Raw genomic sequence first — 12852 nt, 5'->3', positions numbered from 1 at the left:
ACCCACACCGATGAGCAAACCGAAAAAGTTCGACCGCAACCTGATCGTTATCGGCGCCGGCGCCGCCGGACTGGTCAGCGCCTATATCGCCGCCGCAGTAAAAGCCAAGGTCACACTGATCGAAGCCGGCGCCATGGGCGGTGACTGCCTGAACAGCGGCTGCGTGCCGAGCAAGGCATTGATCAAGACTGCGCGCGTCGCACAACAGGTGCGCGACGCCGCCAGGTTCGGTGTGCGTCTGGCCGCACCGCAAATCGATTTTCCCGCCGTGATGGCGCATGTGCGCAAGTCGATCGCCGACATCGAGCCGCACGACAGTGTGGAACGCTATACGGACCTGGGCGTGGAGGTACTGCAGGGGCGCGCGCAGCTGGTCGATCCCTGGACGGTAAAAATTGCCCTGAATGCCGGTGGCGCGCAGACATTGACGGCGCGTGCGATCATTGTCGCCACCGGTGCCGAACCGCTGGTGCCACCGCTACCGGGGCTGGAGCGGGTCGGCTACGTCACCAGCGATACGCTGTGGGAACGCCTCGCAAACCTGCAGCAGGTACCGGACAAATTTCTGGTGCTCGGCGGTGGCGCCATCGGTTGTGAAATGGCGCAGGCATTCGCGCGGCTGGGCTCCCGGGTTACGCTGGTGGAGATGGCGGATCGACTGCTGCCGCAGGAAGATAGCGATGTGTCGGACGCGGTGCAGCGGGCGCTGAGCGCCGACGGCGTTACCGTACTGACCGCACACCAAGCCCTCGCTTTTGACAATAACGAAACCCAATTGACAGAAGCCGGCAGCGTGCGTCTGCGCGGTCCAGGCGGCGAGCTGGAGCTGGAATTCGATCACCTGCTGCTGGCGCTGGGGCGGCGGGCGCGGGGGTCCGGTTTTGGACTGGAAGAGCTGGGTATTGTCGAGGACGGCAAGCTGTACACGGATCCGTTCCTGCGTACCCGCTATCCGCATATTCTCGCCGCCGGCGATCTGGTTGGCCCCTACCAGTTTACCCATATGGCGTCACACCAGGCCTGGTATGCGGCGGTCAACGGCCTGTTCGGCGACCTGAAGAAGTTTGCCGTGGATTACTCGCTGGTGCCGCGGGCGGTGTTCGTGGAGCCGGAAGTGGCCAGCGTCGGCCTGAATGAACAGCAGGCCAAAGAGCGGGGGATTCCCTACGAAGTTACCCGTTATGGAATCGACGATCTCGATCGCGCCATTGTCGACGGTGCCGCGCAGGGGTTCGTCAAGGTACTGACTGCTCCGGGCAAGGACAAGATTCTCGGTGTTACCATCGTCGGCGAGAACGCGGCGGAGTTGATCGCCGAATTCGTCCTGGCGATGAAACATCGTCTCGGCCTGAACAAACTCCTCGGCACCATTCATATCTATCCGACCATGGCGGAGGCCAACAAATACGCGGCGGGCAACTGGAAGCGCGCGCACGCGCCGGAAAAACTGTTGCGCTGGCTGGAACGTTTCCACCGCTGGAGGCGCGGCCAGTGACTTGCACCATCGTGGTGCCGCTGCTGAACGAGCGGCAGCAGTTGCCGGAACTGAGTACGCACCTGCGCGCGTTGGACGAGCAGGCGGGCTGTGAAGTGATTCTGGTGGATGGCGGTAGTAGCGACGGCAGTGTGGAGCAGGCCACCGCTGCGGGCTTGCATGTGATCAGTGCGCCGCGCGGCAGGGCGCGGCAGATGAATGCCGGTGCTGCCATTGCCAGCGGTGACTGGCTGTTGTTTCTGCACGCGGATACCCGCCTGCCGCCCGGTGCACTGGAGGCAATCCGGCAGGCTTCCGCAACAGCTTGTCACTGGGGGCGTTTCGATCTGCGTATCAGTGGCGACAGCTTGTGGTTCCCCGTGATCGCGACGCTCATCAACTGGCGCTCGCGGTTGAGCGGTATTGCCACCGGTGACCAGGGCATTTTTGTGCGCCGCGATCTGTTTGAGCGGCTGGGCGGTTTCCCTGTGCAGCCGCTGATGGAAGATATTGAGCTCAGCAAGCGGTTGCGGAAAATTTCACGACCCGCGTGTATCGGTACCCGCGCGACGACATCCGGGCGCCGCTGGCAGAAATACGGCGTTGTGCGGACGGTGCTGCTGATGTGGCGGCTGCGTTTCGCCTACTGGCGCGGTGTGCCCGCCGAGTTACTCGCCCGCCGCTATGACTGAGTTCTCGAACAGCGCCCTGCGCCTGATTATTTTTGCCAAGGCACCGCTCGCCGGTTTCGCCAAGACACGGCTGATTCCGGCTCTGGGCGCGGACGGCGCGGCGGCGCTGGCCGAGCGGATGCTGCAGCGCACCTTGCAACAGTGTGTGCAGGCGCAGTTGGGGCGCGTCGAATTGTGTGTGGCGCCGGACAGCGAACACGAATACTGGCAATCCCTGGCGTTACCGGAAGCCGTAGTGCTGGCCGGCCAGGGCGGCGGTGATCTGGGGCAACGGCTCTGGCGGGCGGCTAAGCGGGCACGCGAGGCCGGCGAGTCGGTACTGTTGCTCGGCACCGACTGCCCGCAACTGTCCGCCGAGCGGTTGTGCAGGGCTGCTGCCACGCTGCGGAAATCCGATGCGGTCATTTATCCAACCCGCGACGGCGGCTACGCGTTGTTCGGACTGAACCGCGCCGAGGCCGGGCTATTTGAAAATATTCGTTGGAGCACCGCAGTGGTGGCGCAGCAGACGCGGCAGCGGCTGGATCAGCTGGGTATACAGTGCGAGTGGCTGGAAACGCTGGCGGATATCGATGAGCCGCGGGATCTGGAATTACTGCCGGATTCCTGGAAACAGGATTTGTAGGAGCCGCAGGCCGCTACGGATTTTAGTAGGAGCGGTGGGCCGCTCCTAACGGGGCAGGACTAGAGCGCAGAGGCAGCGCCGGCCGCTTCCGCGTCGACCTGGCTGCTATCGGCCAGTGCTTCGGCGTTATCTTCATTGGCGGCGGCCAGGCGCTGTTCTTCGATGCGGCTGTTCCACGTCAGCAGTGCCTGGTAGTGGCGGATGTTCTGCACGTAGGTGACCGGTTCCCACCCGCGGGCGTAACCGTGTTTGGTGTTCTTGTAATACTGGCGCTTGGCCAGCAGCGGCAGGTGTTGGCGCACATCGGCCCACAGATCGGGATTGCCGCCCATCTTCTCGGTCAGCACCCGCGCGTCCTCAAGGTGGCCGTAGCCGACGTTGTAGGCCGCCAGCGCCATCCAGGTGCGGTCTGGCTCGCGGATACGCTCGGGGATCTTGTCGCGGATCTGCTTTATATAGCGGGCGCCGCCCTCAATGCTCTCCTCCGGATCCAGGCGGTTGACGCCCAGTTCGCGCGCGGTATTGCGGGTCAGCATCATCAGGCCACGCACACCGGTGCGGGATTTGGCCCGGGGATTCCAGTGGGACTCCTGATAGCTGAGTGCCGCGAGCAGGTGCCAGTCCAGCTCGTAGTCGTCGGCGACTTTCTGCATGGTTTCACGCCACTGTGGCAGCCGCTCGCGGCTGTTCCTGGCGAAGGCCTGGGCGCCGCCGGCGTTCAGCTTGCTCACATGGCCGAAGAACTCCTCGCGCAACTGTGCCACCAGGCCGCTGGTATTGGCTCTCAGCATAAAGCGGCGCGCGCTGCGGTAGAGACTGTCGTCATCACTTTGTGGCAAGGCCCAGGCAACCGGCTGGAACTGGGTTAGATTGAACGCGATGGCGGTATTCGGGTAGAGGCCGCGGTGCACGGCGTAGGCGTTGGAATCGACGACGGCATAGTTGTACTTGCCCTGATCGACCATTTCCACCAGTTCCATGGCGCCGACTTCGGACAATTCCTCCCACTGCAGACCGGGATAGCGGTGGGACAGTTTGCGCATTTCCTCGGCGTGGGCACTGCCGGCGATAACGGCGATTTTCTTGCCCTCCAGGTCGCTGGATTTGCGCGGGCGCTCCTCGCCGAGGCGGTAGATGACCTGCTGACGGATTTCGAAGTAGGAGGGGGTGAAGCGCACCTGCTCACGGCGCTCCGGGGTAACGGTCAAACCGGCGGCGGCCAGGTGGGCGCCCTCTTTGGGGTCGCGCAGGCGGTCGAACATCTGGTCCAGGTCGTGGACGTCGCGAATCTCCAGTTCCACACCCAGCTCTTCGGCGTAGGCGCGCAGCATGCCGAATTCGAACCCGGTGTGGGTGCCTGAGGCATCTTCGTAGTAGGTGGTGGGGCCGTTCTGCGATAGCACGACCAGCTTGCCGGAAGCCTTGATGTTCTCCAGCATGTCCGGTGCCTTGCTCGCCACCAGCAGCGAGGCGCAACAAGCCAGGGCCAGGCCTTTCAGCAGGCGGCGGCTGTAGCGCAGCAAGCGGCTTTTCATGATCATATACAGTCCCCTCTAGTCCATTAGCTGTTATCGCTTTTATCCCAGCGGATACCGGCAGTGCTCATCCTGAGCGGCGGGCCGGTAAAAAGATCGCCAATTTTACCTTATTTGGTGACAACTTGCTCAAACTGGCCGATTGGCGACGTGACTTGTGGAGTTGCATCTATCCGGTAATTCTAGTAGGCCTCCTCCGGTTGAGTTTGGCGCGAGCATCAATAGCGCGCCATTTTTTGCGCCGCGCTGCACTCGCTGGAATGTTGGACGATCATTACGCGCACAAGTGCCGCTGGACAGTGTTGGAGTGGCGATGCATCGGGTACAATTGCGCCCCTCCAATCCCCGGGGCCCTGCGCGATCTTCTGCGGCGCGGGGTCTCTAACCTGATTCAGGTTCACATTCAGACAAGAGGCAAACTCCCGCGATGCTAGTTCTGCGTGGTGCTCCCGCACTGTCGAAATTCCGCCATCAAAAACTGCTCAATCAACTGCGCGCGCTACAGCCTGCAATTGACGACGTCTATGCCGAGTTCGTGCATTTCGCTGACAGCAAAAAGCTGAGCAAGAAGGAGCAGGCGCTGCTCGAGAGACTGTTGCAGTACGGTCCCACCGAGGAAAAGCACCAGCCAGAGGGTGCGTTGCTGCTGGTAGTACCGCGCCCGGGCACCATCTCGCCGTGGTCGTCCAAGGCTACCGATATCGCCCACAACGCGGGCCTCACAGAGATTCACCGCCTCGAGCGGGGCGTCGCCTACTACATTAGCGGCGTCGAATTAACCGCAGCTGAACGGGAGGCACTGGCCGCTCAGCTGCACGACCGAATGGTGGAGTCGGTGTTCACCGACTTCGACCAGGCGGAACAGCTGTTCCACGAGGACAAGCCGCGCCAGCTGACCAAGGTCGACGTACTCGACGGCGGCCGCGGAGCGCTGGAGCAGGCCAATGTGAGCCTGGGCCTGGCGCTGGCGGAAGACGAAATCGACTACCTGCTCACCAGCTTCCAGGAGCTGGAGCGCAACCCCACCGACGTGGAGCTGATGATGTTCGCCCAGGCGAACTCGGAGCACTGTCGCCACAAGATATTCAACGCCAGCTGGACCATCGATGGCGAGGATATGCCGCACTCCCTGTTCGGCATGATCAAGAACACTTACCAGAAGGGCGGCGAAAACGTGCTGTCCGCCTACGCGGACAACGCCGCGGTAGTGGCGGGACACGAGGCCGGGCGTTTCTATCCGGATCCGGAGACCAAGGAATACGGTTTCAGCATTGAGCCGATCCATATGCTGATGAAGGTGGAAACCCACAACCACCCGACCGCGATCGCACCTTTCCCGGGCGCGGGCACCGGTGCCGGCGGTGAAATCCGCGACGAAGGCGCCGTGGGCCGCGGTTCCAAGCCCAAGGTGGGCCTGACCGGCTTTACCGTGTCCAACCTGCAGATCCCCGGTTACGAACAGCCGTGGGAGGCGGATTATGGCAAGCCGGGACGTATCGTCACCGCGCTGGATATCATGATCGAGGGTCCGATCGGCGGCGCCGCATTCAACAACGAGTTCGGTCGCCCGAATATCTGCGGCTACTTCCGCACCTTCGAAGAGGATTTCGGCGACGAGCGCCGCGGCTACCATAAGCCGATCATGATCGCCGGCGGCTACGGCAATATCCGCGAAGAGCATATCGACAAGCCCGAGTTTGCGCCGGGCGCCAAGCTGGTGGTGCTCGGCGGTCCGGCCATGCTGATCGGTCTGGGCGGCGGTGCGGCCTCCAGTATGGCCAGCGGCACCAGCTCCGAAGACCTGGATTTCGCCTCGGTGCAGCGCCAGAACCCGGAAATCGAGCGCCGCTGCCAGGAGGTCATCGACCAGTGCTGGCAGCTGGGTGACAAGAACCCGATCGCGTTTATTCACGACGTCGGCGCCGGCGGCCTGTCCAATGCTTTCCCGGAGCTGGTGAAGGACGGCGGCACCGGCGGCAGTTTCGAGCTGCGCAATGTGCCCTGCGACGAGCCGGGTATGAGCCCGCTGGAAATCTGGTGTAACGAATCCCAGGAGCGCTACGTTCTGGCAGTGATGCCGGACGACCTGGAGCGCTTCGAGAAAATCTGCGAGCGCGAGCGGGCGCCCTTTGCCGTGGTCGGCGAGGCTACCGAAGACAAGCGCCTGCTGCTGAATGACAAAGAATTCGACGCCAAGCCGGTCGACCTGCCGATGTCCGTGCTGTTCGGCAAGCCGCCACGCATGCACCGCGAGGCGGAAAAACGCGTCGTGGAAAGCAAGGCGTTCAGTACCGAGGGCATCGACCTGAACGAAGCCGCCGAGCGCGTGCTGCGCCTGCCGACCGTGGCCAGTAAGAGCTTCCTGATCACCATCGGTGACCGTACTGTGACCGGCCAGGTGGCCCGCGATCAGATGGTCGGTCCCTGGCAGGTGCCGGTGGCGGACTGTGCCGTAACCACCGTTTCCTACGACAGCTACGCCGGCGAAGCCATGGCCATGGGCGAGCGCACGCCGGTGGCGCTGCTCGATGCGCCGGCCTCCGGTCGCCTGGCAGTGGGCGAGGCGATCACCAATATCGCCTGTACCCCGATCAAGCAGCTGTCTGATATCAAGCTGTCCGCCAACTGGATGTGCGCCGCCGGCCATCCGGGCGAGGAAGAGAAGCTCTACCGCACCGTCGAAGCCGTGGGTATGGAGCTGTGCCCGGAGTTGGGTATCACCATCCCGGTAGGCAAGGACTCCATGTCCATGCGCACTGCCTGGAATGATGGCGGCGAAGACAAGGCCGTTACTGCGCCGCTGTCGCTGATCATCTCCGCCTTCTCGCCGGTCACCGACGTGCGCAAGACCGCCACGCCGCAACTTCGCCGCACCATGAAGGGCGAGAGCGAACTGATCCTGGTGGACCTGGGGGCGGGTAAAAACCGTCTCGGCGGCTCCTGTCTGGCACAGGTTTATAACCAGCTGGGCAGCACCCCCGCAGACCTGGACGACGCCAAGTTGTTAAAGGGTTTCTTCGAAGTGGTGCAGCAGGCGCTCGCCGAAGACCTGATCATCGCCTACCACGACCGCGCCGATGGCGGCCTGTTCGCCACCCTGGCGGAGATGAGTTTCGCCGGCCGCGTGGGTATGGACGTGGAAATCTACGAACTGGGTGACGACCCCATTGCAGCGCTGTTCAGCGAGGAGCTGGGGGCGGTACTGCAGGTGCCCGCGTGCGACGCGGAGATGCTGGTGCAGCGCTTTGCCGCCGTCGGCGTGCCGGCGCACCGGATCGGTTACCTGAACGACAACGAGCACCTGCGCATCACCCGCGAAGGGCTGCCGCTGTTTAGCCGCGCCCGCGCCGAGCTGCAGCAGATCTGGTCCGAAACCAGCTACCGGATTCAGTCGCTGCGCGACAACGCCGACTGCGCGGCACAGGAATTTGCCGCTATCGCCAAGGACGACCCCGGCCTGTCCGTGCACCTGACCTACGATATCAACGAGGACATCAGTGCGCCCTACATCAACAAGGGCGAGCGGCCGAAAGTCGCCATCCTGCGCGAACAGGGTGTCAACAGCCAGGTGGAAATGGCGCACTCCTTCCACCGCGCCGGCTTCAACGCCGTCGACGTACACATGAGCGATATTCTCGCCGGTCGCGTGACCCTGGACGAATTCAGGGGCCTGGTGGGTTGCGGGGGATTCTCCTACGGTGACGTACTCGGTGCCGGTGAGGGCTGGGCCAAGACGATCCTGTTTAACGATCGCGCTCGCGACCAGTTCGAGGCCTTCTTCAATCGCAAGGACACCTTCGGCCTGGGGGTGTGTAACGGTTGCCAGATGTTCTCGGTGATCAAGGAGCTGATTCCCGGCGCCGGCCACTGGCCGCGTTTCGTGCGCAACCTGTCCGAGCAGTACGAGGCGCGTTTCGCGCTGGTGGGAATCGAGGATTCCCCGTCGGTGCTGTTCAACGGCATGGCCGGTTCCTACATGCCGGTGGCAGTCGCCCACGGCGAGGGCCGGGTGGAGTTTGCGGACCAGCAGGCGCTGGAGGCCTGTGAGCAGTCCGGCACTATTGCCATGCGCTACCTGAACAACAAGCGCGAGATCACTGAGACCTATCCGGCCAACCCCAACGGTTCGGTTAACGGTATCACCTCGCTGTGTTCCGAAGACGGTCGCGTCACCATCATGATGCCGCACCCGGAGCGGGTTGCCCGCGCCGTCAGCAACAGCTGGCACCCGGACGACTGGCAGGAGGATTCCGGCTGGATGCGCCTGTTCCGCAACGCGCGTGTATTTGTCGATTAAACCGACCGCACTGCGTGAAAAAAAAGCCCGCTCATTCGAGCGGGCTTTTTGTTTTGTGGTCTACTATTTTCTGTCGAGCCGGCAAAACTGATATTTCCTGCTACACTTAAAAAGTTACTCACAATAACTTTTCAAGTATGGTGCAGGTTCCGGAATTAGTTGCCGAATATACCAGCTTGCTCCCTCCGCAGCGCAGCGAGCGGATACAGGCACTGCACCAGTTTATCGTCAAACATTTTCCCCAGGCGCGGCTTTCATCCAAATACAAGATACCCACCTACGAACTGGACAACGGCTGGGTCGCCGTGGCCAGCCAGAAAAACTATGTCTCCCTGTATACCTGCGCCCGGGAACATATCCATCCCAAGATTAAGCGAGGTACCGGCAGCCTGAATATTCGCGACAGCGATGACATCGCCGGGGCAGATCCGCCGTCGCTACTGTGTTCCGCGTTCAGTAAGGGTCACTAAGGAGATTGTTATGGTATACAACGAAGAGCTGGCAGAAAAAGTGCGCGAACTGCTGCAAGACAACGATGGCCTGACGGAAAAGCAGATGTTCGGCGGACTGGCATTCATGCTGAACGGCAACATGGCCTGCGGCGTCGTCGGCGAGGAGCTGATGGTGCGTGTCGGACCCGACAACTACCAGGAGGCGCTGGCCGAGCGCTACACCAGGCCGATGGATTTCACCGGCCGCCCGCTGAAGGGCATGGTGTATGTGGAGGAGGATGCGGTGGCCGCAGACCTGGATGAGTGGGTCAATCGCGGCGCTGAATTTGCGGGCTCGCTGCCGCCCAAGTAGCCATAAAAAATGACGGCCGTTGCCAATATCAGATTTCGTATTCCGTAATTACTCTTCCACCGGCGGGCCTCAGTCTGAGCCCGTCGGCTCCATGTAGAACTGCGTGTATTTCCGCACAGGCCGCGAGCGCAATACTCTCCGGCAATTCCCCTCCCAGATTCAGACCGATAGGTGCGTGCAGCTGAGTCGACAACTCTTCCATCCGCAGGCCAGCCAGTTGCAATACCCTGTCTCGCCGGCTCACTGGTCCGAGTAATCCCAGGTAGCGGAGCGGCAGGCGGCGCAGTGACCGCAACGCCGCCGCATCCAGGTGCAGGTTGTGACTCATTACCACGGCGGCGTCGAAAGTTGACAAATTTTGTAGCTGCGAGAGTTTGTCCGGGTGGCAGCGATAGCATCTGCAGCCGGGAAAATAAGCCTCGCGGCCATTGACCGGGCGGGGATCGCACAGACTTACTTTCCATCCCTGGTAACGGAACAGTTGTGCCATCGGGCGTGCGTCTACTCCAGCCCCCACGATCAAAATATGCGGCGGTGGAGAGATCGGAGTCTGTAGCCACATGCCATTCTCGTGTTCAATCAGCCGCGCGCGGGCCCGCACCGATTCAAACTTGCATACGGATACCCGTGCCAGACTCTCACCCATCACCGGAATTTTCTGCAGATAGTGGCAGGTCTGGCGCTGTAGAAGTCGTGCCCTCAGCGTTGCCAGGTGCAAGTAGTCGTTTTCCGGCAGCAACGGCTGCAATAGTATGTGAACAGTGCCGCCACAACCGATGCCCAACTGGAAGGCAAAGTCGTCCTCGTCGCCGCCGTCGTAACAGATGGTTTTTGAGCGGCCCGAGTGAAAGACTCGTTGTGCATGGCGCTGGATATCCGCTTCCAGGCAGCCGCCGCTCAACAGACCATGGTATTTGCCGAGGTCGTCAAACAGCATCATCGCGCCCGCCTTGCGATAGCAGGGGCCGACAGTTTTATAGACGGTGCCCAGCACCCAGCTGCGGTTGTTCCTGTTCCGGTGCCAAAGTTCGAGTAATGCAGGGAGTTGATTGGCCATACGGGCGCGCCCAGTTTTTATCGTTGGAATCGTCGAAATACTAGCGTAGCTACCCGGTTTCTGCCGGCGCGTTTTTTTGTCTGAAGCAAGGAGTGCCAGGGCCGGTTGATTATGCCTGCGGAGCTGACTATTTCGCTGGCGCCTTCCCACTCCTGCGCCTACCGCTGGCCGACCGGCTGCCCTACACTGATCCGCAAATCCCGATTACAGAAGCGCCCGTTGTCGGCGCCATTTTTCAGTTACTTCACTGAGGCAAAGAGACGCGATGACTACCGTGACGCTCAATAACGGAGTAGAGATCCCTGAGCTGGGTTTCGGTACCGCAGCTATCGGCGAATGGCAGCAAGATAATGGTTATGTCACCGAAACCATTCTGAAGGCGATGTCCATCGGTTACCGGCATTTCGATACTGCATCGGTGTACGGCAATGAGCGCGCGCTGGGTCGCGCCATCAAGGATTCAGGGCTGCCACGGCAGGAGCTCTTCATCACCAGCAAGGTCTGGGACACGGAGCAGGGCAAGGAGACAGCGGCCGCGTTCGCACGCAGCCTGGAGCGGCTGGAATTGGACTACCTGGATCTCTACCTGGTTCACTGGCCGGTGCCGGCGTATACGCGGGAAACCTGGCAGGCGATGGAGAAGCTGTACGAGGAAAAAAAGGTGCGTGCCCTGGGGCTGTCGAATTTCCGCAAATCCGATATCGAGCAGATCGCCACTTTTGCTGAGGTCAAACCGACCTGTAACCAGATAGAGCTACATCCCTATCTCACCCAGAAGGAAATGGTGGAGTACTGCAAGTTCCACAAGATTGCCGTCGCCTGTTGGTCGCCGCTGGGATCCGGTAGCTGGAGTGGTGTGGAGACCAAAGACAAGCCGATTACCGATCCGGTCATCGTCGAGCTGGCGGAGAAGCACGGGGTGAGTGCGGGGCAGATTATTCTCAAATGGAATATCCAGCAGCACCGCATCGTGATTCCCAAGGCGGAAAGCCTCGATCACATCAGGGCCAACTTCCTGCTGACGGGTTTTGAGCTAAGCGAGGAGGACATTGCGGCGATCGACAGCCTCAACCGCGACCACCGCTTCGGTGCCGACCCGGATACCGCGCATGACAGCAATAAACAGGTGCAGGTACCGGAATAGGGCACTGCCGGGTACGCGCCTGAACAGCCGAGAGCAGCCAATTCGACAATAGGCTACAGCTGCACCCCTGCGCGGCGCAGCTTGCCGGTGATGTCGTAGGTGGCAATAGCGCATGCCGCCGCTACGTTCATGGAAGAGTTGGTGCCGTACATCGGAATGTGCACAGTGGCATCGGCCAGCGCCAGTAATTCGTGAGGTATCCCGTCCTTCTCTGAGCCGAGTACCAGGCAAATCCTGTCTTGCGCACCAACGCTGAGCTGATCCAGCTCGATACTGCTGGACGTTATTTCCAGGCAAACCAGTCTGTAACCGAGACTTTTCAAGTGGCGCGCCGTCTCCAGCGCATTTTCCTTGTAGGCGTAGGCGACGTGCTTTTCCGTCGACCTGGAGATTTTCCTGAGCTTGGAGTTGGGCGGTGTCAGGGAGTTGCCGGCGAGATAGATTTTCTCGATGGCCAGCGCATCTGCGATTCGAAACAGGCCGCCGACATTGGTCGGCGTGCGGATATCAATGGCCAGGTAACATAGCGGGTAATGCTGGGATGACGGCCTGTGTGCACTGTGATCCTTCTGCATAATTGTTATCGGCCGCTGTTCCGTCGAAGTAGGGCAGTTGCTAAACCGTCGCCACCGGGCCGGGCGCAGTGGAAACGCCTTGTTTCGCCGTCCGCTGCCGCATCTGTTCCACCAGTGAGGGCTCACGCTCCGCCTTCTGGTTCTGCACCCGCAGGGCCTCGCGATAGACCTTGTCCGAGACGATATATTCCTCGGCGCGCTGGTTAATGTCACTGTAGCGCGCGTTCAGCTCGGAGATCTTGGTGGACAGGTGTTCCAGATCGAGGATGCCGTCGAAGTAGAGTGCGATCAGCCGCTCGCACTCGCGGGCTATGGCCAGATACTCATTGCCTACCTCGCGGTGGCCTTCGTAGTTTTTCTTGAAATTGAAAAATGTCTGCACGCCGCCGAGCAGGGCGGTAAGCAGTGCCAGCGCGGCGCCGGCCCACTTGGTCCAGTCTGGCAGCTCGGCATTGATCAGGGAGAAGAACAGCGAGCCGAGAAACAGGTTGATCACCACGATCGGCACGCCGCACAGCACGTGCATATTGCGCCCCTTCATGGAAGCGCGGAAGTGGCTGTGCTTGCACAGGTGGGCGTTCCAGCGGAGCTTGTCCAGGACTTCGATCGTGTTGGGGATAGTGCTCATGAATCCGTTCGGCCCCGCGGG

General features: G+C 61.3%; 11 protein-coding genes. 7 read left to right on the top strand and 4 right to left on the bottom strand.

Annotated elements, in window-relative coordinates; genetic code table 11:
- Positions 1-10: 10 nt before the first annotated feature.
- From BLW36_RS05925 to BLW36_RS05915, 3 genes are read left to right on the top strand one after another with little or no spacing between them, the layout of a single operon-like run.
- A complete protein-coding gene (locus tag BLW36_RS05925) occupies positions 11-1495 on the top strand; it encodes a dihydrolipoyl dehydrogenase family protein (protein WP_244506141.1) in 1485 nt (494 codons plus the stop codon).
- Complete coding sequence (locus BLW36_RS05920) at positions 1492-2166, top strand: TIGR04283 family arsenosugar biosynthesis glycosyltransferase (protein ID WP_170833134.1); 675 nt, start codon at positions 1492-1494, stop codon at positions 2164-2166. Before BLW36_RS05925 ends, BLW36_RS05920 begins: the two co-directional genes overlap by 4 nt.
- Positions 2159-2791, top strand: coding sequence for a TIGR04282 family arsenosugar biosynthesis glycosyltransferase (locus tag BLW36_RS05915; RefSeq protein WP_091386090.1), 633 nt, complete (start codon positions 2159-2161; stop codon positions 2789-2791). Before BLW36_RS05920 ends, BLW36_RS05915 begins: the two co-directional genes overlap by 8 nt.
- 59 nt (positions 2792-2850) lie before the next feature.
- On the opposite strand, the gene mltF is transcribed toward BLW36_RS05915, so the two are convergent.
- The gene (mltF, locus tag BLW36_RS05910) at positions 2851-4332 is read right to left on the bottom strand and encodes a membrane-bound lytic murein transglycosylase MltF (protein ID WP_091386088.1); all 1482 of its coding nucleotides are present in this window, start codon (positions 4330-4332) and stop codon (positions 2851-2853) included.
- Between the two features lie 421 nt (positions 4333-4753).
- Between mltF and purL the strand changes: the two genes are divergently transcribed.
- From purL to BLW36_RS05895, 3 genes are all read left to right on the top strand, one after another.
- The gene (gene purL / locus BLW36_RS05905; protein WP_091386086.1) at positions 4754-8623 is read left to right on the top strand and encodes a phosphoribosylformylglycinamidine synthase; all 3870 of its coding nucleotides are present in this window, start codon (positions 4754-4756) and stop codon (positions 8621-8623) included.
- A 176-nt stretch (positions 8624-8799) separates the two neighbouring features.
- Complete coding sequence (locus BLW36_RS05900; protein WP_170833133.1) at positions 8800-9093, top strand: DUF1801 domain-containing protein; 294 nt, start codon at positions 8800-8802, stop codon at positions 9091-9093.
- Between the two features lie 10 nt (positions 9094-9103).
- The gene (locus tag BLW36_RS05895) at positions 9104-9427 is read left to right on the top strand and encodes a TfoX/Sxy family protein (RefSeq protein WP_091386082.1); all 324 of its coding nucleotides are present in this window, start codon (positions 9104-9106) and stop codon (positions 9425-9427) included.
- Positions 9428-9455: 28 nt separating this feature from the next.
- Here BLW36_RS05895 and BLW36_RS05890 read toward each other — a convergent pair whose 3' ends face one another.
- On the bottom strand, positions 9456-10484 hold the full coding sequence (locus BLW36_RS05890; RefSeq protein ID WP_091386080.1) for an XdhC family protein: 1029 nt from the start codon (positions 10482-10484) through the stop codon (positions 9456-9458).
- Positions 10485-10749: 265 nt separating this feature from the next.
- Here BLW36_RS05890 and BLW36_RS05885 point away from each other — a divergent pair, with 265 nt between their 5' ends.
- Positions 10750-11628 carry an aldo/keto reductase gene (locus BLW36_RS05885; RefSeq protein WP_091386077.1) on the top strand — a complete coding sequence of 293 codons (879 nt, stop codon included), beginning with the start codon at positions 10750-10752 and terminating at the stop codon, positions 11626-11628.
- Positions 11629-11681: 53 nt separating this feature from the next.
- Here the strand turns inward: BLW36_RS05885 and BLW36_RS05880 are convergent, their stop codons facing one another.
- Both BLW36_RS05880 and BLW36_RS05875 read right to left on the bottom strand, forming a co-directional pair.
- Complete coding sequence (locus BLW36_RS05880; RefSeq protein WP_091386075.1) at positions 11682-12203, bottom strand: TrmH family RNA methyltransferase; 522 nt, start codon at positions 12201-12203, stop codon at positions 11682-11684.
- A 40-nt stretch (positions 12204-12243) separates the two neighbouring features.
- Complete coding sequence (locus tag BLW36_RS05875; protein ID WP_091386072.1) at positions 12244-12831, bottom strand: SLATT domain-containing protein; 588 nt, start codon at positions 12829-12831, stop codon at positions 12244-12246.
- Positions 12832-12852 lie beyond the last annotated feature (21 nt).

Source organism: Microbulbifer marinus (assembly GCF_900107725.1).
Taxonomy (GTDB): Bacteria; Pseudomonadota; Gammaproteobacteria; order Pseudomonadales; family Cellvibrionaceae; genus Microbulbifer; species Microbulbifer marinus.
The sequence above is the reverse complement of the archived record's forward strand: the minus strand, read 5'-3'. Positions and strand labels throughout refer to the sequence as shown.